Raw genomic sequence first — 19240 nt, forward strand, 5'->3', positions numbered from 1 at the left:
AACCGTTATGACAATTGCCGCAGAAGAGGAAATGCCGGGCGTCAAGCGCAGGTCGAGCCTGATCCGCTCGCCGCAATTCTCCTCGCTCGTCATCCTCGTCGTGCTGTTGGCGGCGTTCGCTATCGCCGACGCCAACTTCCTGTCGCCGCTCAACATCTCCAACATGATGGCGTTCCTGCCCGAGCTCGGCATCATCGCCCTCGGCATGACGCTGCTTCTGACGGGGGGCGAATTCGACCTTTCGGTCGGTGCCGTGTTCGGGCTCGCGCCGGTCGTGGTCATGCTTCTGGTGCAGAGCGGCCAGGTTGATATCGGTGTGGCGCTGCTTGCCGGGCTGTTGTTATGCGTGGCGATCGGGGCCATCAACGGATTGATCGTCACCAAGATCGGTATCTCCTCCTTCCTGGTGACGCTGTCGATGCTGCTTGTGGTGCGAGGGGCGGCGCTCTACATCACACAAGGCTTCCCGCTGAAATCCTGGGACCAGCCCGGCTTTTTCGTGACGCTGCTGGCTGGGAGCTTCAACATCGGCTCATTCCGGTTCTACACCTCGTTGTGGTGGTTCGTCGGCCTGTCGCTGCTGGCGATCTACGTGCTGCACTACGCCAAGCTCGGCAACTGGATCAGCGCCGTCGGCTCCAATCGGAATGCGGCGGTGGCGCGCGGCGTGCCGGCCGATGCGGTCAAGATCTGGCTGTTCATCCTGACCTCGGTGCTGGCGGGTCTGGCCGGCATGATCAGCGCCTTCCGCATCTCGGCTGCCTCGCCGGTGGCCGGCACCGGCTACGAACTCGAAGTGATCGCCATGGTGGTGGTCGGCGGCACGGCGCTGACCGGCGGGCGCGGCACGATCCTGGGCACGATCGTCGGCGCGCTGATGCTGCGCAGCATCCGCAACGGCATCGTGCTGATCGGCGTGCCGGGGCTCGCCTACAACATCTTCGTCGGCGTCATCATCCTCGCCATGCTCATCCTGCACGCTTTGCTGCAGAAGAACGCCGCCAGGAGCTGATCATGGAAGTGCTTCGGCTGCAGAACCTGCAAAAGTCCTTCGGTAGCGTCCGCGCCCTGAAGAGCGCCTCCTTCACACTCAACGAGGGCGAGGTGGTGGCTCTCCTCGGCGACAATGGCGCCGGCAAATCCACCCTGATCAAGGCGATCTCCGGCGTGTTCCCTGTTGACCGCGGCGAGATCTATGTGCGCAGCCAGAAGGTCTCCATCCGCTCGACGCGCGACGCGATGGATCTCGGCATCGAGACCATCCACCAGGATACGTCGCTGGCGCCGGATCTCAGCATCGCGCGCAATCTGTTTCTCGGTCGCGAGCCGGTCAATCTCAAATGGTTGGGCGTGTTCGCGCCGCTCGACCTCGCCAAGTTGCGCGACGCCGCCTCGGCACTTTTGAAGCGCGTCGGCATCTCGAAAAAGCTCGACGCCGATGCGCTGGTCAGCACGCTGTCGGGTGGCGAGCGCCAGTCGATCGCCATTTCGCGGGCCATGCAGTTCGCCGCCAAGGTCATCATCCTCGACGAGCCGACCAATAATCTCGGTGTCGAGGAAACACATGGCGTGCTGCGCTTCGTCAAGGAGGTCCGCGCAGCCGGTCATTCGGTGCTTTTGATCACCCACAATATCCACCATGTCTTCCAGGTCGCCGACCGCATCATCGTCATGCGCCGCGGCGAGATTGTCGCCGAGCAGACGGTCGCCGATACCGACCTGTTGACGGTGGAGAGCATCATCACCGGCGCCGACATGTCGGCCCTGCTCAAGGAGACGAGAGCGAAGTGAAGGAATTGGCCGTCACATGGTAGAGCTTTACGGCAAGACGCTTTCGCGCCGGCAGGTCTCGGAACGCTCCGGCATGCTGTCGCAATTCGCCGGCGTGCGGCTGATGACGCTCGGCGACGGCGTGGAGCGAGGCATCCGCATGCTCGAATTTCGCACCGGCTCGGGATTGCGCTTCACCGCGCTCGTCGACCGGGCGCTCGATATCGCCGACTGCGACTTTAGGGGACAGGCGATCGGCTGGCATTCGCCGAGCGGCTTTCGCCATCCCGGCCTGCACGAGTACGAAGGCGAGGAGGGGCTCGCCTGGGCGCGGTCATTTTCCGGACTGCTGCTCACTTGCGGTCTAGATCATATTCTGTTCATGGATGAAGTGCCGGCCGACAGCTACAATTATCCGGCGAAGAAGACGGTGCGCCATTCGCTGCATGGCCGCGTCAGCACCATTCCGGCGCGGCTGACCGGTTATGGCGAGACATGGGACGGCGACCGCTGCGTGCTGTGGGCCGAGGCTATCGTCCAGCAGTCGACGGTGTTCGGCGAGGACCTGCATCTGCTGCGGCGGATCGAGGCCGATGTCGGCGGCAACGAGATCCGGCTTTCGGACCGGGTCGTCAATCACGGCTTCAACCGCACGCCGCATATGTATTTCTACCACATCAATGTCAGCCATCCGGTGCTCGACGAGGGCTCTCGCTATCTGGCGCCGATCCGCGACGTCGTCTGGGCCGGCCATGCCGGCGAGCGCTACGAGGCGCAGAAGGTCGGCTATCGCACGGTGCCGGCGCCGCAATTGGGTTTCCAGGAACAGGTTTGGCAGCACGAGCTCGCCGCCGACGCCAAGGGCGAGGTGCCGGTGGCGGTGGTCAACGACCGTCTTGGCCTCGGCCTTGAAGTCGTCACCCGCAAGGACCAGTTGCCTTGCGCCTATGAGTGGCAGAATTTCCAGGCAGGGCAGTATGCGCTGGGCATAGAGCCGTCGACGCATCATGTGCTCGGCAATCTGGCCGCGCGCGAACGCGGCGAGATGATCTGGCTGGAGCATGGCGAGAGCCGCTCCTACAATGCGGTGTTCCGGGTCCTTGACGGTGCCGACGAGATTGCGGCGGCCGAAAGCCGAATTGCTGACATCGCCAGGCAGCCGCAGCAGGATTATCCGCAGCCGTCAGGCAATTTTCCGGTGCTCGGAGACAGGTCGTGATGATGACGAGGACGATGCGAAGCACCAGTTGGGAGGCTGGGTCCGGTCGGAGCGGGGAGGGCTCGCGGCCCATCAGGATTTGGAGGTCACAATGGCTGGCACAGTGAAGCGCGACTACAGCCTGGTCGGCGAGAGCACACGCAGGGCGATCGAGACAGGGCTGGCTTCGGCCGAATGGTATCACACCGACGTCTCCCGCAAGGCAATCAAGGAGTTGATGCAACGGTCGGATGGCCCGGCGATCCGCGACACGATCATCTGGATCGTCGCTATCCTGGGCTCGGCGGCCGGTGGCGTCTATTTCTGGGGCACCTGGTGGTGTGTGCCGTTCTTCTTCGTCTACGGCGTGCTGTACGGCTCCTCCAGCGACTCGCGCTGGCATGAATGCGGCCATGGCACTGCCTTCCGCACGCGCTGGATGAATGATGTGGTCTACCAGATCGCCAGCTTCATGCTGATGCGCAATCCCGTGACCTGGCGCTGGAGCCATGCCAGACACCACACCGATACCATCATCGTCGGACGCGATGCCGAGATCGCCGTGATGCGCCCGCCGGACCTTTTGCGCGCAGCGCTCGCTTTCACCGGTATCCTTGATTTTCGCTATTCGCTTCCGGCGCTGGTACGCCAAGCGTTCGGCAAGCTCACGCCCGACGAGAAAAGCTACGTTCCCGAGATGGAACAGCACAAGGCCGTCATCGCCGCGCGCTGGCATGTCGCCATCTATGTCGCCACGATTGCGCTCGCCCTCACCATGCGGTCGTGGGTGCCGCTGGTGCTCATCGGCGTGCCGCGCCTCTACGGCACCTGGCACATGGTGCTGACCGGCCTGCTGCAGCACATCGGCCTGGCCGACAACGTGATCGACCACCGGCTCAACACCCGCACCGTATACATGAATCCGATTAGCCGCTTCATCTACTGGAACATGAACTACCATGTGGAGCATCACATGTTCCCGATGGTGCCCTATCATGCGCTGCCCAGGCTGCATGAGTTGATCAAGCACGATTTGCCGGAGCCGAACCCGTCGATGTGGCATGCCTATCGCGAGGTTTGGCCGGTCCTCCTCAGGCAGCTCAGATATGAGGATTATTTCCTCAAGCGTGAGCTGCCGCCGACGGCGCGGCCCTATCGTGGCGAGTTCCACGAGGTGAACATGTCAGCGGCGGCGGAATAGGCACTGCACACCCGCCGCATTACAGAAAATTCAGGAGAAGTAGAGATGGCCGATTGGGTCGAAGCGTGCGCCGTGGACGATGTCGAAGAAGAGGATGTCATCCGCTTCGACCATGGCGGCCGCACCTTCGCGATCTACCGTTCCCCTGACGACGAATTCTTCGCCACCGACGGGTTTTGCACGCATGAGAAGGCCCATCTGGCCGACGGGCTTGTCATGGACGACATCATCGAATGCCCCAAGCACAATGGCCGCTTCAATTACAAGACCGGCCAGGCCAAGGGGGCTCCCGTCTGCGTCAATCTTGTGACCTACCCGGTCAAGGTCGAGGCCGGTAAGGTGATGATCCAGATCGCCTGACCGGCCTTCCATTCACGCAACAAAGGGACCAAACTCGATGAGCCGTAAAAGACCCACGATCGCCGATCTGCGCGCCATGAAGGGCAAGCGGCAACTGACCATGCTGCGCGTGTTGACGATGGATGAGGCCGAGGCCGCCGAAAGGGCTGGGATCGATATCGTCTCGGTGCCGCCGGAGCTGGTGCTCAACCCGCAATACCGCGATGCCGCACCCAGCCTGTTCACCATGCCGGGCGACAATTTCTACGAGATCGGCACAGCCGACGATTTCGTGCGCTGGGCGTTCCGGCTCTACAAGGCGAGCGCCGACGCGGTCTATTGCAGCGCTGGTTATGCCACCGTCAAACGGCTGGCCGATGACAATATACCGGTGATCGGCCATGTCGGACTCATTCCATCCCGCGCGACCTGGACCGGTGGCTTCAAGGCCGTCGGCAAGACCGCCGACAGCGCCATGCAGATTTTCGAGGCAGTCAAGCAGTATGAGGCCGCAGGTGCTGTCGGCGCCGAGATCGAAGTGGTGCCGGTCGAGGTGGCCAAGGCGATTTCGGAACGGACGTCGCTGATCATGCTGTCGATGGGAGCGGGCACCGGCTGCGACGCGCAGTATCTGTTCGCCGACGACATCCTTGGCCAGAACCGCGGCCACATGCCCCGCCATTCCAAGGTCTACCGCAATTTCGCCGCTGAATATGACCGCCTGCAGGCGGAACGCATCGCCGCTTTTTCCGAATATGTCGCCGACGTGAACAGCTTGGCCTATCCCGAAGACAAACATGTGGTGCATATGGACCCGGACCAACTCGGTCTGTTCATGAAAAGGGTCGACGGCGCGTGAAACCTGACGGCAATGCTGCAACTGGCAATGTGAAGCCGGTTCATATTCTCACTCTATCGTGTGAAGACCGGCCGGGGGTCGTCGCCGCGGTCACCACTGAGCTTGCCGCGAACGGCGCCAACATTGCCGAAAGCAGTCAGTTCTGGGACCGGCAGAGCAATCGCTTTTTCATGCGGATCGCGTTCACCAGCCCGGCAGGCTCGACGAAGGACGATCTGGAGCGAGCCCTGGAATCGTCCGTCGACCGGTTCGGGATGGAGACCGCGCTGGTCGATCAGGCGCGCCGCCCGAAGATCATCGCCATGGTCTCGAAATTCGACCATGCGCTTCTCCACCTGCTTTACCAGATCAGGGTCGGCTGGCTGAATGCTGAGGTCGCCGCCGTCGTCTCCAATCATGAAGACGCCCGGCGCTTCGCCGAGATGGAGGATATCCCCTACCACCATTGGCCGACGACCAGGGAAAACAAGGCCGAACAGGAGCAGAAGCTGCTGGATCTCGTGCAGGAGACGGGGTCCGAGCTCGTCGTCCTGGCGCGCTACATGCAGGTGTTTTCGAAGGGCCTTTCGGATCGGCTTTACGGGCGGGCGATCAACATCCACCATTCCTTCCTGCCGAGCTTCAAGGGCGCAAAGCCCTATCACCAGGCCTTCGACCGCGGCGTCAAGCTGATCGGCGCGACAGCGCATTACGTGACATCCGATCTCGACGAAGGCCCGATCATCGAACAGGAGACCGAGCGCGTCACCCATGCGATGAGCGCGGAGGATTTCGTGGCCGTCGGCCGCGACATTGAAAGCCGCGTGCTGGCGCGGGCCGTCAAGCTGCATCTTGAAGCTCGCGTCATGCTCAACGGCCACAAGACAATCGTCTTTTGACGAGCGGTCGCTCGGCGCTACGCCTGCCACGATCCGCTGGCGAGCGCTGCGTAAATCGCCTCGGCATCGATGCCCTGGGGCCTGTCCTCCTTGAGGGGCAGGACAAGCGCGCGCACCGCCGCATGAATCGCGGCGGTTGCCGGCGCCAACGTCAGCCCGTTGCGCAGGTCTACGGCCTGTGCGGCCGCCATCAGCTCGAAGGCGATCAGCCGCTGCCACAGCACGATCATGTCGGCGCATTTGGAGACGGCCAGCGGTGCTTGCGTCGCATGGTCCTCGACGCCCTCCGAGACCGGTAGGAAGTCGAGCGTCACCGGGTTGGCCTTGTGGCGGATGGCAGCGAGGATCGCGCTCACCGTCTTTTGCAGCGGCGCGAAACCGGCCGAAGCACCGCCGACCGGCGATAGATATCTGGGCAGGCCGTTGCGGCCTGAGCCGGTAAGCTGGATGAAACGAGCGGCAGAGGCGGCCGCGCATTGAGCTATGGCGAGGCCAAGCGTCTCGAAGGCAAGCGACAGCGACGGGGTGTGGAAATTGCCGGTCGACAGCACAATGGCGTCGTCGCCCAGCACGAGCGGGTTGTCGGCAGCGGCGTTGAGCTCGATCTCGACGGCTTGCCTGGCCTGATCGATTGCCTGCAACAGCGCGCCATGGATCGACGGCATGCAGCGGATCGATAGTGGGTCCTGCAAGGTGGCCGGCGCCGGCGCCTTGTCGCGGGCCAGCAGATCGCGCAAGCCTTGCGCGGCCCGCTGCTGGCCAGCGGCCGGTCGTGCCGCATGCAAGCGCGGATCAAGGATCGTCTGGTTGGCGCCGATGCCTTCCATGGTCAACGCGCCCGCCTGCTGTTGTTGCGCGAAAGCGGACAGTGCGTCGGCCACCGCCAGCGCGCCGCTGCCGGCGGACACCGCCGAGGCGCTTATCAGCGACAGCCCGTCCTTGGGGGCGAGGCTGACGGGGGCGAGGCGCGCCATCGCCAGCGCCTTGGCCGCCGGCATGCGCCGGCCCTGGAAGTCGGCTTTGCCGTCGCCGGTCAGCATGCGGCCGAGCGTTGCCATCAGCACCAGGTCGCTGTCGCCGATCGAGCCCAGCGACGGCATCACCGGATGCACGCCGGCATTGAGCGCGTCGATGAGTGCGTTGAAAACCTCTGACGAAATGCCCGAACCGCCGGCCGAAAACATGCCCGCCCGGGCAAGCATCGTCGCCCGCACGATGTCTTGCGGCAGCGCGTCCCCCACGGCGCCGCTGCGCCCTTCCAGCAACTGGCGCTGGAAGGCGCTGGCGTCGCCGCTGACCGACGTGCCGAGATTGGCGCCGAGCCCGGTGTTGAGCCCGTAGATCTGCTGGCCGGAGGCGGCGGCGCGGTCGAGCACTTTTCGCGCTCTGTCCAGCCTCTCGCGGACGACAGACGCCACCTCGACCTTGCGTCCGTCGCGGGCAACCGCCGCGACATCCTCGACCCTGATGTCGGCCCCGGTGAGGATGAGCGCACTCATGCGAAGCGCAGCCGCTGGCCGATGCCTTGTGCCTGCGCCTTGGCCAGCATCGCCTTGCCCAGCGCGATGTCGGAGAGCGACAGGCCGCGATGCCAGAACAGGATCGTCTCGTCGTCGCTCTCACGCCCCGGCTTGAGGCCGGCGGCGATCTGGCCAAGCTCGGCGTACAGCGTCTGTTCGCTCAGACGTCCGGTCTCGACGTGGGCGCGCAGCGAGCCGAATTTGCCGTCCTTGCACTGGCCCCAGTCGTCGACGACGATCTTGGCCATGATGTCGGTCAGCGACAATTCCACCGCGCTCATCGTGCCGTAGGGCATCACCAGCGCGCCGGGCTTTATCCATTGCGTCCTCAGCAACGGCTGCGGTTCCAGCAGCCGCGAGGCCTCGACGACGATGTCGGCTCCTTCGACGCAAGCGCGCCAGTCGGTGACCGCCGTGACCTTCTTGCCGAGATCGGCGGATAGCTTTGCGGCAAAGCCGTCGCGGCTTTCGGGCCGGCGCGAATGAACGCGGATCTCGTCGAAATCGAAGAGATGGTCGAGCAGGCGCACGTTCCAGTACGCGGTGCCGCGCGCGCCGACATGGCCGAGGATCTTCGATGTCTTTTTCGCCAGATGTTTTGCGCCGATGGCGGTGACGGCGCCGGTGCGCATATCGGTGATCACGGTGGCATCGAGGATGGCACGCGGCGTGCCGGTGCGCGGATCGAACAGGTTGAGGATGCCGAATTCCGACGGCAGGCCGTGCAGGTAATTGTCGACATAGTCGCCGACGATCTTGACGCCGGCCGCATCGAGCGGAGCGACGTAGCCGCGCAGGACGTTGAAATGGCCGTTGAAGGACGGGTCCGGCTCGAGATGGACGCGCGGCTCGATCACCGTCTGGCCGTTGCCCTGCGCCACCAGCCCGGCCTCGACCGCTCCGATGATTTCTGCATCGGTCATATCAAGCGCTTCGATATCGAGGGCGTTGAGATAATCGATGTAGATGGGCTTCATGCGCACACAATTCCTAAGTCAGAAGAGGTTCGATGGCGAGGTTCAGTCATCGCATAACAGGTCGCGATACGACACGAAAGTTTGTTGGGCCATGTCTGGACGGCGCCGCCCAAATGCTGTTCAAACCGGTGCGTCATCGATTTGCCGGACAATTGCCTGGTTCCCAGTGGCACGGGAAAAACTCTCGTACAGTTCTGCGCATGACCGCCATTCCCGAAAACGAAGCCTTGCCCGAAAGCGCGACACAGGCGCGTCGCGTGGCGCTGATCGTCGCCGTTGCCTTCTTCATGCAGCTTCTGGATTCGACGATCATCTCGACATCGCTGCCGCAGATGGGAGAATCTTTCGGCGTGCCGGCGGTGGCGATGAGCATCGGCATCACCGTCTATATGCTGACCATGGCGGTGTTCGTGCCGCTGTCGGGCTGGCTCGCCGACCGCTTCGGCGCGCGCAACATCTTCCTCGTGGCGATCGCGCTGTTCGCGCTGGCCTCGATCGCCTGCGGCATCTCGCAGAACCTGACCCAGTTCGTCGCCGCGCGTGCGGTGCAAGGCCTGGGCAGTGCGTTGATGACGCCGGTCGGGCGAATCCTGGTGCTGCGCAACGCACCGAAGTCCGAGCTGCTCAATGCCACGGCGCTGATCACCTGGCCGGCGCTGTTCGCGCCGGTGATCGGGCCGGTGCTCGGCGGCTTCATCACCACCTATCTGTCCTGGCACTGGAATTTCTTCATCAACATTCCGCTCGGCGTGGCCGGCCTGGCGCTGGTCGCCCGCTTCATCCCCGGCGACCGCGAGTCCGAGACCAAACCGCTCGATTGGCCAGGTTTCTTTTTGACCTCGGTCGGGCTTGCTTGTCTGCTTTACGGTCTCGAGCGCATCGCGCATGCGGAAGACGGCACCTTGCCGACCGTGGCGCTGCTTGTGGCCGGCACCTTGGTCGGCTGGCTGGCGGTGCGGCATCTCGCGCGCACAAAAAATCCGCTGCTCGATCTCACAGCGTTCAAGGTGCAGACTTTCGCCCTATCGACGCTGTCGGCTGGGACCATTTTCCGGATCGCCATCAACGCCACGCCGTTCCTGCTGCCGCTTTTGTTCCAGGTCGGCTTCGGGCTGAGCCCGGTGGATGCCGGCATGCTGATCCTCGCCTATTTCCTAGGTAATCTCGGCATGAAGGCGGTGACGACACCGACGCTGAAGCGCTTCGGCTTCCGTTCTGTGCTGGTCATCAACGGCGTGATCGCATCGCTGTCGATCATGGCCTGCGCGGCGATCTCGCCGCAGACCCCGCAAGAGCTGGTGGTGGCGCTGATGCTGATCGCCGGACTGTCGCGTTCGATGCAGTTCACTGCGCTCAACACGCTGGCCTTCGCTGATGTGGCCCCGCCGCAGCGCAGCTCGGCGGCGACGCTGTCCAGCATGCTGCAGCAGGTGGCGATGCTGTTCGGCGTGGCGATCGCCGCGGCGCTGCTCAACCTGTCGCAGATCGCGAGGGGCGGGCCGGCGCTCGACCTCATAGACTTCCGCCTCGCCTTCCTGGCGATCGGCGCTATCGGGCTCGCGGCCTCGTTCCGCTTCCTGGCGCTGCCACCGGCCGCGGGCGCCGAGGTCTCGGGTCATATTCCGCGGAATTGAGACCGGTGGCAGTTGTCCGTCCTGTGTCGGCGGAGGCGGGGAGCTTTTCCTTCTCCCCTTGTGGGAGAAGGTGGATCGGCGCGTAGCGCCGAGACGGATGAGGGGTGTTGGAAGAAATGCGACGCGCAAATATCGGGGAATTTAAAGTGCTTACGTCTTCGAGGTAGCGATCCTTCCAGCACCCCTCATCCGACCGAGCTTCGCTCGGCCACCTTCTCCCACAAGGGGAGAAGGAAAGGGCGCCGCGCTACACCGGCCGATATACCTTCTCCGCCGTGTTCCAAAAAATGTCCGCCTCTGCCGCCGCGCCATGCTTCGCAACCGCCTTCCGGTGCGCCTTGATCAATTCCGCATGGCTGGTCCAAAGTTTCTCGATCGGGAAGTTCGAGCCGAACATCAGATGATCGCTGCCGAGGATGTCGATCGCGTTGTCGACGATGTAAGCGATCAGCGCCGGGTCGTTGCGGTGGACGAAGGTGCCGAGGCCGGAGAGCTTGGCGTAGAGGTTGGGTGCGGCTGAAAGCGTGCGCAGACCGGCTTTCCAGGCCTCCGTGGTCTCCGGGTCCATGCCGATCAGCATGCCGGCATGGGTGAGGATGAAATTCGTTTCCGGGTTCTCTGCGACAAGCGTCAGCCCGTCCTTCATCTGGGCCGGGAAAAGCTGCAGGTCGAAGGACAGGCCGTAGTCTTTTAGCCGCGCCACATTGGCCCGCACCTTCGGGTCGATGACCTGATCTGCTGAGGCGGCGAAGCGGAAGGCCGGCGTTTCGTGCCAATGCAGTTGCATGCGCACGCCGCGCAGCAGCGGATATTTTTTTAAGCGATCGATCTGGGGGCGGACATCGTCCACCGTCATGTCGGCATAGCCGACGATGGCATGCGGCCAGCCGGTTTCGTCAGCTGTCTTCTGCAGGAAGGCGACTTCGGTCTCGAAATCCTCCTTCGCCCAGTTGGTCTGGACATAGACCGCCTTCTCGACGCCGGAGCCTTTCTGATCGGCCAGGAATTCCTCGATCGGATAGTCGCGGCGGATCGGTTCATAAGATCCGAAGATGCGCGGCACCATCGGCCCGCGCAGCCAGGGCTGATCCTCTTGGCGCCAAATGTGGAAATGCGCGTCGACCGCCTTTTGCATCATGAAGCCCTTTTCCAGATTGCTGCGGCCGCCGGGGCAGGGCGGGCGAGCGACAGGATGAAATCGGTAAGACACGAGATAGACGAGCCATCGACCAGATCGTCGAGCACCGGCAGGATGGCGCGCAGAGCTGCCGTGGCCGGCTGGAAACGCGGGTCGCCGGCCAGCGGCGTCGCCAGCGAAAGCCGGAAGGCGCGGGCGCTCAGCCGGCGCATCGCCATTTCCAGCTCGGCATGATCGCCGCGCTCCAGCGCGTCCGACAGGATGACAATCGCTGCCCCGCGCGCGAAAGCGCAAAAGCGCGGCACCGACAGGAAGGCGAGCAGCGTCGGTCCCATCCGGGTGCCGCCGTCCCAGTCGTCGACCAGCGCTGCCACGCGGGCCAGCGCCTGGTCGCGGTCGCGGATGCGCAACGCCCCGGTGATGCGGGTCAGCCGCGTGCCGAAGGTGAAAATTTCAGCCCGGTCTGCGCCCTGCACCGCCGCATGCGCCAGTTTGAGATAGTCCGATGTATGCAGCTTCATCGAGCCCGACACGTCGATCAGGATCAGCAGCTTGCGCGGCACGGTCTGCCTGCGGCGCAGCAGCGGCGATGGCACATCGCCATCGGCGCTGACGATTTCTCGCAGCGACCGGCGCAGATCGAGCTTGCCGCGCGCGTGCGTGCGCACGGTGCGGAAGGAGCGGCGAGCGGGCAGGGCGGCGGAAAGCTTGCGGCGGAAGGCAGCAAGCCCGTTGCCGTCGCGCTGAAAGTCGCGGGCGCTCAACTGTTCGGCGCCAGACGATAGCTCGCCACCTTCCTCCTGGCGCGCCACCTCGCTCTCTTCGTCTCTGGTGCCGCCGTCGTCCTTGATACGGGTTTCCTCGTCGGCCTCGCCTTCGACCACAGCCGCGGTGTTGCCATAGAAATGGCTTTGGAAATGAGCCTCGAATTCATCGCGGCGGTCGGGCGGCGGCGCAAGCGTGGCAAGGGCTGCTTCGCGGATATCGGCCATAGAGCGCGGGCCAAGCAGCGTCACCGCCTGCATGAAGCCGGACACCTGCTCGGGCGCCACCGGAAAGCCATAGCGGCGCAGCAGCCGTCCGAAGCCGAGCAAGGGCGCAGCCGCCCGGGGCAAGGCTGTGGCGCTCACGCCAGTGCCTCCTCGACGATCCGGCCAAGCTCAGGCGCGATGTAGGACAGATCCTCCTCGTCCTTGATCAGCACGCCGATGGCGCGGCGGAACGCTTCCGGCCACGGGCTGCCGCCTTTTTCGAGGATCGTCGCGGCGTTCGCCCATTCGACCGCTTCGGCGATGCCCGGCGGCTTGGCCAGCGGGCGGGCGCGGATGTCGCGCACGGCAGAAGCCACGGCACGTGCGGTCGCCTCGGCGACTTCACCGGCGCGCAGCATGATGATCTCGGCCTCGCGCTCGGCGCCGGGATAGGTGATCCAGTGGTAGACGCAGCGCCGCCGCAGCGCTTCCGCCAGTTCGCGGGTGCGGTTCGAGGTCAGGATGACGATCGGCTGCGCCGTGGCGCGGATGGTGCCGCGCTCGGGGATGCTGATCTGGAAATCGGAAAGGAATTCCAGGAGCAGCGCTTCGAACTCGTGGTCCGAGCGATCGATCTCGTCGACCAGCAGCACGCGCTTTTCCGGCGCCTTCAGCACCTGCAGCAGCGGCCGCGCGATCAGGAAGCGGTCGTCATAGATGTCGACCTCATGCTCGCCGGCATGGCGGATGGCAAGCAGCTGGCGCTGGTAATTCCATTCGTAGAGCGCGTGCGCGGCGTCGATGCCCTCATAGCACTGCAGCCGCACCAGATCGCGTCCGAGCAGCTCGGCTATCGCCTTCGCCGCTTCCGTCTTGCCGACGCCGGGCGCGCCTTCGAGCAGCAACGGCTTGCCCAGCCGGATCGCCAGGAAGATGGCGGTGGCCAGGCTTTCATCAGCCAGATAGCGCGAGGCGGCGAGGCGCGACGCCACCGCCTCCGGCGAGGTCGCGACAGTTTCGGCGCTTCTCTTGGGCATTTCCAACACTCAGTTTGGCGCGCCGGCTTGCGCCTTCAGCGCCCGCAGGATGCGCTCCGGCGTGATTGGCAGCGTGTCGATGCGCACGCCGACGGCGTCGAAGACGGCATTGGCGACCGCCGGGATTTGCGGGTTGGCGCACATTTCGCCTGGCCCCTTGGCGCCGTACGGCCCATCGGCCGAGGGCCGTTCCAGCACGATGATCTCGGTTTGCGCGAGATCACCCGGGCCCGGCATCAGGTACTGGTTGAAATCGGTGCCGCCATGATCGCGACTTGGGTAATAGGGTTCGGTCGTCTCATAGAGCGCATGGCTGATGCCCATCCACGAGCCGCCGACAAGCTGCTGCTCGACCATTTTCGGGTTGAGCGCGCGGCCGATCTCGAAGACGTTCTTGACCGTCAGCACGGTGACTTCGCCGGTCTCGTCATCGACCTCGACTTCCGCCACCGTGCAGGCATGCGCATAGCAGGTCGACGGCTTCATCGCGCCGGTTTCTTTCTCCGGGTAGGAGCGGGGGATCAAAAACATGCCGCGGCCGGAAATCGAGCGGCCGCGCTTGAAATGCGCCGACAGCGCGACATCGAAGATCGAGATCGATTTCTGCGGCGCACCCTTGACCAGGATGTTGCCCAAGCCGTCGGTCTCGAGGTCCGAGGCATTCACTTCCAGCTCCTCGGCCGCCACTTCCAGCATCACCTGGCGGGCTTCCCTGGCCGCCTGGATGACGGCGTTGCCGGCCCGATGCGTGCCGCGCGAGGCGAAGGTGCCCATGCAGTGCGGACCGGTGTCGGTGTCGGCGGTGTCGACGACGACGCGGTCGGTCGGCACGCCGATCGTCTCGGCGCAGATCTGCGCCATGATCTGCTTCATGCCCTGGCCGAGATCGACGCTGGAAAGCGTGACCATGAAATTGCCGGTCGGGGTCGAATGCACCAGGGCCTGGGTTGGGTCGCCGCCGAGATTCATGCCGGTCGGGTAGTTGATCGCGGCCACGCCGCGTCCGCGCCTGATCGCCATCTCAAGCTCCCTTCGCGTAGGAGGACATGGCCAGATATTTTTCCGCCACCGGCCAGTTGGCGGCGCGCGACGCTTCCTGCATGCACTCGATCAGCGCGGCCCCTTCCGTCGGTTGGCGATGCGCTTTCATGTCGCCGTCGCGGTAGGCATTGATGAAGCGAAATTCGAGCGGGTCCATCCCGATCAGCCGGGCAAGCTTGTCCATCTGCACCTCCAGCGCGAAATCGCCAATGGTGACGCCGAAGCCGCGCATGGCGGAGGAGGGCGTGCGGTTGGTGTAGACGCAATAGGTGTCGATCCACACATTCGGGATCGTATAGGGGCCGGGATAGTGGCCAGCGCCCTTCTGCGCGCCATAGGGCGAATGGCGCGAATAGGCGCCGGCATCGGTGTAGCCGGTGACCTTGCGGGCGACGATTCGGCCGTCCTTCATGACGCCGTCCTTGATGACGACCTTTTCCGCCGCGCGCGGCGAGGAGATCTGCATCTCCTCCTCGCGGCTGTAGATGAAGGAGACCGGATGCCCGGTCAGCTTGGCGCCGAGGATGGCGATTGGCTCGACGATGACGTCGACCTTGCCGCCGAAACCGCCACCGACGGTGCCGCCGACGAAATGCAGCTTGTTGCCGGGCATCTGCAGGATGATCGAAGTGTTGTCGAGCGTGAAGAACATCGCCTGCGTGTTGGTATAGCAGGTGAAGCGGTCATTGCCCTCCGGCGCCACGACGCAGCCGGTCGTCTCGGTCGGCGCGTGCTCGATCGGCGAGGATTGGTAGGTCTGTTCCAGGACATGGTCGGCGCCGGCGAAGCCTGCCTCGACATCGCCGAAGCGCACCTTTCGGCATTCGCCGCTGTCATAGAGGTAATAGTTCTGGCCGTGATATTCGTTCACGATCGGCGCGCCGGGTTTTAGCGCCTCCTCCATGTCGAAGACGGCCGGCAGCACCTCGTAGTCGACCTTGACCTTGGCCGCCGCTTCCTGGGCGGCACGCTCGGTCTCTGCCAGCACCGCCACCACCGCCTCGCCCTTCCAGCGCACCTTGCCGTCGGCCAGCACCGTCTCGTCCTCCGGCCCGATCTGGATCAGGATCAGGATGGTGTAGACATTGTGCGGCACATCCTTAGCCGTCAGCACCTTGACGACGCCTGGATGTTTTTCCGCCTCTGATATGTCGATGCTGCGGATGCGGGCGTGATGGTGCGGGCTGCGCACCATTTTCAGGTGCACCATGCCGGGAAAGTTGCGGTCGGCGAAATAGGCGGTCTTGCCGGTGACATGACCGGGTGAATCGGAGCGCGGCCGGGGCTGGCCGATCTCGTGCAGATCGTCCTTGCGCTGGTCGGCGAAATAGCTCTTGCGGAGTTCCATCTTTTTTTACTCCCCTCAAGCCGCATGCTGCGAATTGGACCGTGCGGCGGTCAGCACCGCCTGGATGATCGGCTCGTAGCCCGTGCAGCGGCAGATATTGCCCGACAGCGCCTCGACAACATCCTCGCGGCTGGGGTTCGGCGTGTGGTCGAGCAGAACCTTGGCCGCCATGATCATGCCCGGCGTGCAGAAGCCGCATTGCGTGGCGAAGGCGTCGAGGAAGGCGCGCTGCAAAGGATGCAGCACGCCGCCTTCCGAAAGCCCTGACGTCGTGGTGATGGTCGCGCCGTTGCAGGTCTCGGCCAGCGTCAGGCAGGAAAGCCGGAGCTCACCGTCGATGATGACCGAGCAGGCGCCGCATGTGCCTTGATGGCAGCCGCCTTTCGGCGAGGTGTCGCCGATCTTGTCGCGCAGTGCATGAAGCAGCGTCGTGCCGCTGTCGATGAATTCGGCCTTCTCCGCGCCGTTGAGCGTGAACTGAACCGGGACCTTTGCCATGTTTTCCTCCTTGCGCGCAGCCAAGCAAGCGCGCGCCCCAATGAGCAATTTCAGCCGAGCAGCAGCCGGCCGAGATGGACCGATAGGACTTCGTTGCGATACCAGGCACTGGCGATCGGATCGGTGACGGGCGAGGTCCCGTCGCTGGCTGCGGCAAGTGCTGGCGCGATGCCATCGCTGGTGAGTTTCCTGCCGAGCAGCGCCTTTTCTGCCGCCTTGGCGCGCATCGAACGGTCAGCCATGCAGCCAAGCGCGATCCGCGCCGAAGACACGGTGCCGTCCGGCGCCTGCTCCAGCACGGCGGCGATGCTGAGCACCGAGACGCCCTTCGGCTTGACCCTCGACACTTTCAGGAAGCGAAAGCCGCCATCTACTGGCAAGCTGAAGCCGACCGCGGTGACGATGGCGTGGTGGCTTTCGCGTTTTGCCAGGAAGGTTTCGATCGGCAGGTCACCGCCATCGGTGCTGACGCTGGCATCCAACGCCAGCAGCGCGACGGTGAAATCGCCATAGGGCGCCGGGGCGAAGAGATTGCCGCCGACTGTCGCCATGTTGCGGATCGCCGGGCCGCCGACGGCGCGCGCCGCGCCGCTAAGCGCAGCGAGATCCGGGTGACGGGCGATCGCCGCCATGGTCACCGAAGCGCCGATGTGGACCTCGCTGCCGGAAACGGTGATGGCCGACAGCACCGGTTCGGTCGACCTGATAAGGCTGGAGACCGAGACATCGCCTTCATTGGCGGCGCGCACGACCAGCGTGCCGCCGCCGAGATAGCGGGTGCCGGCAGCTTTCAATGCCGCATTCGCGTCCTTCACCGTCGAAAAAGTCTGCAATGCAAGCGCCATGGAACGCTCCTGTTTGTCAGCCCAATTCAGTTCAACCTTGACCGGCGAAATGATTCTTCAGGGCGTTGAAGCCGCCCTGGAAAACGTTGGCGCCCATGCCCTCGGCCAATTTGTCGGCCTCTTCCGGAGCAGCGTCGAAGCTGGCGGTCCATTCGGCATAGGTGCGGTCGCCGTCGGTCACCCGCCGCAATCGCAGTGTCGCCTTGTGATTGGTGAGCGGCTGCGGCGTCTCCAGGATGGAATAGCTGACAAGGAAATTGTCGTCGGAGAAGTCGAGCAGCTTTTCGCGGATACGGGCGCCGCTGGCGAGCTCGAAATTGCGCACGCAGCCGATCGTGCCGGCATCCTTGCCGTCCTCGATATGGCTCTCGACCATGCGCGGGTGCCAGCTCGGCAGGCCGTTGAAGTCGCGTATGCGCGCCCAGACCTTTTCGACCGGTGCGTCGATGACGCTGGAGATGGTGACTTTCGCCATATGATCGTTCCCTTGCAAATATGTGTGTCGCGAGGGTAGGGCGGCGAGCCCGGCGGCGCTTATCAATGCGTCTTGAACACCTATCAAATAGTCTGAAAATGGTTCAGGAAATGGCCCGCGCCGCCTCGCGATAGAGTGTCGGCGGAACGCCGACATGGTCGCGGAAGAAGCGCGAGAAATTGCCCTGCGTGGTGAAGCCGAGATTGCAGGCCACTGAGATCAGCGGCTCCTGCGACCACTGCAACTGCCGCACCGCTTCTTCCATGCGCAGCGTGTTCCAATAGACGTTGGGCGTCAGATTGGTCTGCTCCTTGAACAGCGCGAAGAAATGCGGCCGCGACAGGCCGACGCTGCGCGCAACGTCATCGAAGCAGATGCGCTCGCAGACATTGGCCTTCATCAGCTGGATCGCCTTGCGAACGCGGAAGTCCTGCATGGTACGGACGCGGGCGCGCGTCACCGGCGGGGCCGAAGCGTCAGCAGCATCGAGCAGGCTGTCGATAAAACGCTCGATCTCGTAATTGGCGATGTCGTCGATGCTCTCATTGTCGCTGAGATGGTCGAGAAGGTTGGCCGCCGCCTTGTGCAGCCATGGCTCCAGCACGATCGCCGGCGTCGAGAACAGCGGCGCGGCGGACGGCAGATCGCGGCGTCGTCGCGCCCAGTCCGGATCGATGTAGAAGGCGAGGAACAGGCCGGGCCGGCCGTCGCGGGACAGAGCGTGGCTGTGCGGCTGGAAGGAATTGATGCCGGCGGCGGTGCCCGGTCCAAGTCGCACCGTCTCGCGGCCGATGGTCATCTCGCCGGCCGTGCCTTCCAGCCAGATGATGATGTGCGCCTCGACATGGGCATGGGTGACGAAGTCGCTGGCGACGTTCAGGACAGAAACATGTCCGAACCGGCCCCAGTAGAGCCTGATCGCTTCCGTCATGGGTATATCCTCCCGCAGGCGACTGGCCTCCCTTCGCCTGCAATGGGGATAGTGCGGCGGGCTTAGTGTCCGCGTCAAGGCACCTGCGCACGCCAGGTGCCTGCGATAAGCTATAGCAGCGGATTTTCAGACTGAGCGATAGCTTAGCGCCCCTTCTCCCCTTGTGGGAGAAGGTGGATCGGCGCGTTAGTGTCGAGACGGATGAGGGGTGTTGGAAGAAATGAGGCGGTGGATCTTTGCTATTGCCAAGCTGGAACATCCATCATCCGACCTCGCTTCGCGAGGCCACCTTCTCCCACAAGGAGGGCTTTGCACGGGGAGCGAAGTGGATTTCGGTGGTCAGTGAGGGCCTTTTTGAAGGCCGGCAGAGCGGTTTTCCGCGGCCCTTGCGGGGCCTTTGTCGGTTTAGGCAGCCATCCTGCCGGATTGTGGACGCACTCCTCCCTCATGTCCGCCTCTCATCGGGTGGATAGAGGACGCCAATCATGGTGCGCAGATTGTAAGCGCAGGCGGCCAGTATGCACTGCGTGCGGTTGGTGGCGAGGTTGAAGAAGCGCAGGCGTCGCATGCCGTAACGCTC

19 protein-coding genes are annotated in these 19240 nt (G+C 64.0%); 8 read left to right on the plus strand and 11 right to left on the minus strand.

The genetic code is table 11. The annotated features are described in order from the left end of the window. Positions 1-7 precede the first annotated feature (7 nt). From EOC93_RS15420 to purU, 7 genes are all read left to right on the plus strand, one after another. Entirely contained in the window at positions 8-1012 is a 1005-nt protein-coding gene (locus tag EOC93_RS15420) for an ABC transporter permease (protein WP_245329717.1), read from the plus strand. After that, a complete protein-coding gene (locus EOC93_RS15425) occupies positions 1009-1791 on the plus strand; it encodes an ATP-binding cassette domain-containing protein (RefSeq protein ID WP_164547311.1) in 783 nt (260 codons plus the stop codon). The genes EOC93_RS15420 and EOC93_RS15425 overlap by 4 nt, the downstream gene beginning before the upstream one ends. A 16-nt stretch (positions 1792-1807) precedes the next feature. Continuing rightward, positions 1808-2989: an aldose 1-epimerase family protein gene (locus tag EOC93_RS15430; RefSeq protein WP_127205029.1), complete on the plus strand. Its 1182-nt coding sequence runs from the start codon at positions 1808-1810 to the stop codon at positions 2987-2989. A 91-nt stretch (positions 2990-3080) separates the two neighbouring features. Further along, the gene (locus EOC93_RS15435; protein WP_095482637.1) at positions 3081-4169 is read left to right on the plus strand and encodes a fatty acid desaturase family protein; all 1089 of its coding nucleotides are present in this window, start codon (positions 3081-3083) and stop codon (positions 4167-4169) included. Positions 4170-4214: 45 nt separating this feature from the next. After that, complete coding sequence (locus EOC93_RS15440) at positions 4215-4529, plus strand: MocE family 2Fe-2S type ferredoxin (protein ID WP_095482636.1); 315 nt, start codon at positions 4215-4217, stop codon at positions 4527-4529. A 37-nt stretch (positions 4530-4566) separates the two neighbouring features. Next, positions 4567-5367 carry a 3-methyl-2-oxobutanoate hydroxymethyltransferase gene (locus EOC93_RS15445; protein ID WP_095482635.1) on the plus strand — a complete coding sequence of 267 codons (801 nt, stop codon included), beginning with the start codon at positions 4567-4569 and terminating at the stop codon, positions 5365-5367. Continuing rightward, complete coding sequence (gene purU, locus EOC93_RS15450; RefSeq protein WP_095482634.1) at positions 5364-6245, plus strand: formyltetrahydrofolate deformylase; 882 nt, start codon at positions 5364-5366, stop codon at positions 6243-6245. The genes EOC93_RS15445 and purU overlap by 4 nt, the downstream gene beginning before the upstream one ends. Positions 6246-6262: 17 nt before the next feature. Here the strand turns inward: purU and hutH are convergent, their stop codons facing one another. Both hutH and EOC93_RS15460 read right to left on the minus strand, forming a co-directional pair. Beyond that, entirely contained in the window at positions 6263-7744 is a 1482-nt protein-coding gene (gene hutH, locus EOC93_RS15455) for a histidine ammonia-lyase (protein ID WP_127205030.1), read from the minus strand. Next, a complete protein-coding gene (locus EOC93_RS15460; protein WP_095482632.1) occupies positions 7741-8742 on the minus strand; it encodes an ornithine cyclodeaminase family protein in 1002 nt (333 codons plus the stop codon). Before EOC93_RS15460 ends, hutH begins: the two co-directional genes overlap by 4 nt. 200 nt (positions 8743-8942) lie before the next feature. Here EOC93_RS15460 and EOC93_RS15465 point away from each other — a divergent pair, with 200 nt between their 5' ends. Continuing rightward, positions 8943-10376 (plus strand): DHA2 family efflux MFS transporter permease subunit, encoded by a 1434-nt coding sequence (locus tag EOC93_RS15465; protein WP_095482631.1) that lies wholly within the window; start codon positions 8943-8945, stop codon positions 10374-10376. Between the two features lie 247 nt (positions 10377-10623). On the opposite strand, the gene EOC93_RS15470 is transcribed toward EOC93_RS15465, so the two are convergent. The 9 genes from EOC93_RS15470 to EOC93_RS15510 all read right to left on the minus strand — a co-directional run bounded on the left by EOC93_RS15470 (position 10624) and on the right by EOC93_RS15510 (position 18660). Continuing rightward, positions 10624-11511: an amidohydrolase gene (locus tag EOC93_RS15470; protein WP_164759148.1), complete on the minus strand. Its 888-nt coding sequence runs from the start codon at positions 11509-11511 to the stop codon at positions 10624-10626. Continuing rightward, positions 11511-12587 carry a VWA domain-containing protein gene (locus EOC93_RS15475; protein ID WP_206532242.1) on the minus strand — a complete coding sequence of 359 codons (1077 nt, stop codon included), beginning with the start codon at positions 12585-12587 and terminating at the stop codon, positions 11511-11513. The genes EOC93_RS15470 and EOC93_RS15475 overlap by 1 nt, the downstream gene beginning before the upstream one ends. A gap of 53 nt (positions 12588-12640) precedes the next feature. Continuing rightward, complete coding sequence (locus EOC93_RS15480) at positions 12641-13522, minus strand: MoxR family ATPase (protein WP_095482628.1); 882 nt, start codon at positions 13520-13522, stop codon at positions 12641-12643. 9 nt (positions 13523-13531) lie between these two features. After that, positions 13532-14542, minus strand: a complete 1011-nt coding sequence (locus tag EOC93_RS35380; protein ID WP_095482627.1) for a molybdopterin cofactor-binding domain-containing protein — start codon at positions 14540-14542, stop codon at positions 13532-13534. Position 14543: 1 nt separating this feature from the next. Then, positions 14544-15911 (minus strand): xanthine dehydrogenase family protein molybdopterin-binding subunit, encoded by a 1368-nt coding sequence (locus EOC93_RS35385; RefSeq protein WP_095482626.1) that lies wholly within the window; start codon positions 15909-15911, stop codon positions 14544-14546. A gap of 15 nt (positions 15912-15926) precedes the next feature. Further along, positions 15927-16409, minus strand: a complete 483-nt coding sequence (locus tag EOC93_RS15495; RefSeq protein ID WP_095482845.1) for a (2Fe-2S)-binding protein — start codon at positions 16407-16409, stop codon at positions 15927-15929. A gap of 50 nt (positions 16410-16459) precedes the next feature. Then, positions 16460-17254 (minus strand): FAD binding domain-containing protein, encoded by a 795-nt coding sequence (locus EOC93_RS15500; protein WP_095482625.1) that lies wholly within the window; start codon positions 17252-17254, stop codon positions 16460-16462. A 31-nt stretch (positions 17255-17285) separates the two neighbouring features. Next, a complete protein-coding gene (locus EOC93_RS15505; protein ID WP_095482624.1) occupies positions 17286-17729 on the minus strand; it encodes an SRPBCC family protein in 444 nt (147 codons plus the stop codon). A gap of 103 nt (positions 17730-17832) precedes the next feature. Continuing rightward, the gene (locus EOC93_RS15510; RefSeq protein WP_127205032.1) at positions 17833-18660 is read right to left on the minus strand and encodes an AraC family transcriptional regulator; all 828 of its coding nucleotides are present in this window, start codon (positions 18658-18660) and stop codon (positions 17833-17835) included. Between the last annotated feature and the right edge of the window lie 580 nt (positions 18661-19240).

The sequence above is a fragment of the Mesorhizobium sp. M6A.T.Ce.TU.002.03.1.1 genome (genome assembly GCF_003997275.1).
GTDB classification, from domain to species: domain Bacteria; phylum Pseudomonadota; class Alphaproteobacteria; order Rhizobiales; family Rhizobiaceae; genus Mesorhizobium; species Mesorhizobium mediterraneum.

What these genes read in the sequence shown, in the direction of transcription:
- EOC93_RS15445 (WP_095482635.1), top strand. Translation starts at nt 4,567, where the DNA reads ATGAGCCGTAAAAGACCCACGATCGCCGATCTGCGCGCCATGAAGGGC.
- hutH (WP_127205030.1), bottom strand. Translation starts at nt 7,744, where the DNA reads ATGAGTGCGCTCATCCTCACCGGGGCCGACATCAGGGTCGAGGATGTC.
- EOC93_RS15460 (WP_095482632.1), bottom strand. Translation starts at nt 8,742, where the DNA reads ATGAAGCCCATCTACATCGATTATCTCAACGCCCTCGATATCGAAGCG.
- EOC93_RS15500 (WP_095482625.1), bottom strand. Translation starts at nt 17,254, where the DNA reads ATGGCGCTTGCATTGCAGACTTTTTCGACGGTGAAGGACGCGAATGCG.
- EOC93_RS15510 (WP_127205032.1), bottom strand. Translation starts at nt 18,660, where the DNA reads ATGACGGAAGCGATCAGGCTCTACTGGGGCCGGTTCGGACATGTTTCT.
- EOC93_RS15435 (WP_095482637.1), top strand. Translation starts at nt 3,081, where the DNA reads ATGGCTGGCACAGTGAAGCGCGACTACAGCCTGGTCGGCGAGAGCACA.
- EOC93_RS15440 (WP_095482636.1), top strand. Translation starts at nt 4,215, where the DNA reads ATGGCCGATTGGGTCGAAGCGTGCGCCGTGGACGATGTCGAAGAAGAG.
- EOC93_RS15505 (WP_095482624.1), bottom strand. Translation starts at nt 17,729, where the DNA reads ATGGCGAAAGTCACCATCTCCAGCGTCATCGACGCACCGGTCGAAAAG.
- EOC93_RS15495 (WP_095482845.1), bottom strand. Translation starts at nt 16,409, where the DNA reads ATGGCAAAGGTCCCGGTTCAGTTCACGCTCAACGGCGCGGAGAAGGCC.
- EOC93_RS35385 (WP_095482626.1), bottom strand. Translation starts at nt 15,911, where the DNA reads ATGGAACTCCGCAAGAGCTATTTCGCCGACCAGCGCAAGGACGATCTG.
- EOC93_RS15465 (WP_095482631.1), top strand. Translation starts at nt 8,943, where the DNA reads ATGACCGCCATTCCCGAAAACGAAGCCTTGCCCGAAAGCGCGACACAG.
- EOC93_RS15480 (WP_095482628.1), bottom strand. Translation starts at nt 13,522, where the DNA reads ATGCCCAAGAGAAGCGCCGAAACTGTCGCGACCTCGCCGGAGGCGGTG.
- EOC93_RS15420 (WP_245329717.1), top strand. Translation starts at nt 8, where the DNA reads ATGACAATTGCCGCAGAAGAGGAAATGCCGGGCGTCAAGCGCAGGTCG.
- EOC93_RS35380 (WP_095482627.1), bottom strand. Translation starts at nt 14,542, where the DNA reads ATGGCGATCAGGCGCGGACGCGGCGTGGCCGCGATCAACTACCCGACC.
- EOC93_RS15430 (WP_127205029.1), top strand. Translation starts at nt 1,808, where the DNA reads ATGGTAGAGCTTTACGGCAAGACGCTTTCGCGCCGGCAGGTCTCGGAA.
- EOC93_RS15470 (WP_164759148.1), bottom strand. Translation starts at nt 11,511, where the DNA reads ATGCAAAAGGCGGTCGACGCGCATTTCCACATTTGGCGCCAAGAGGAT.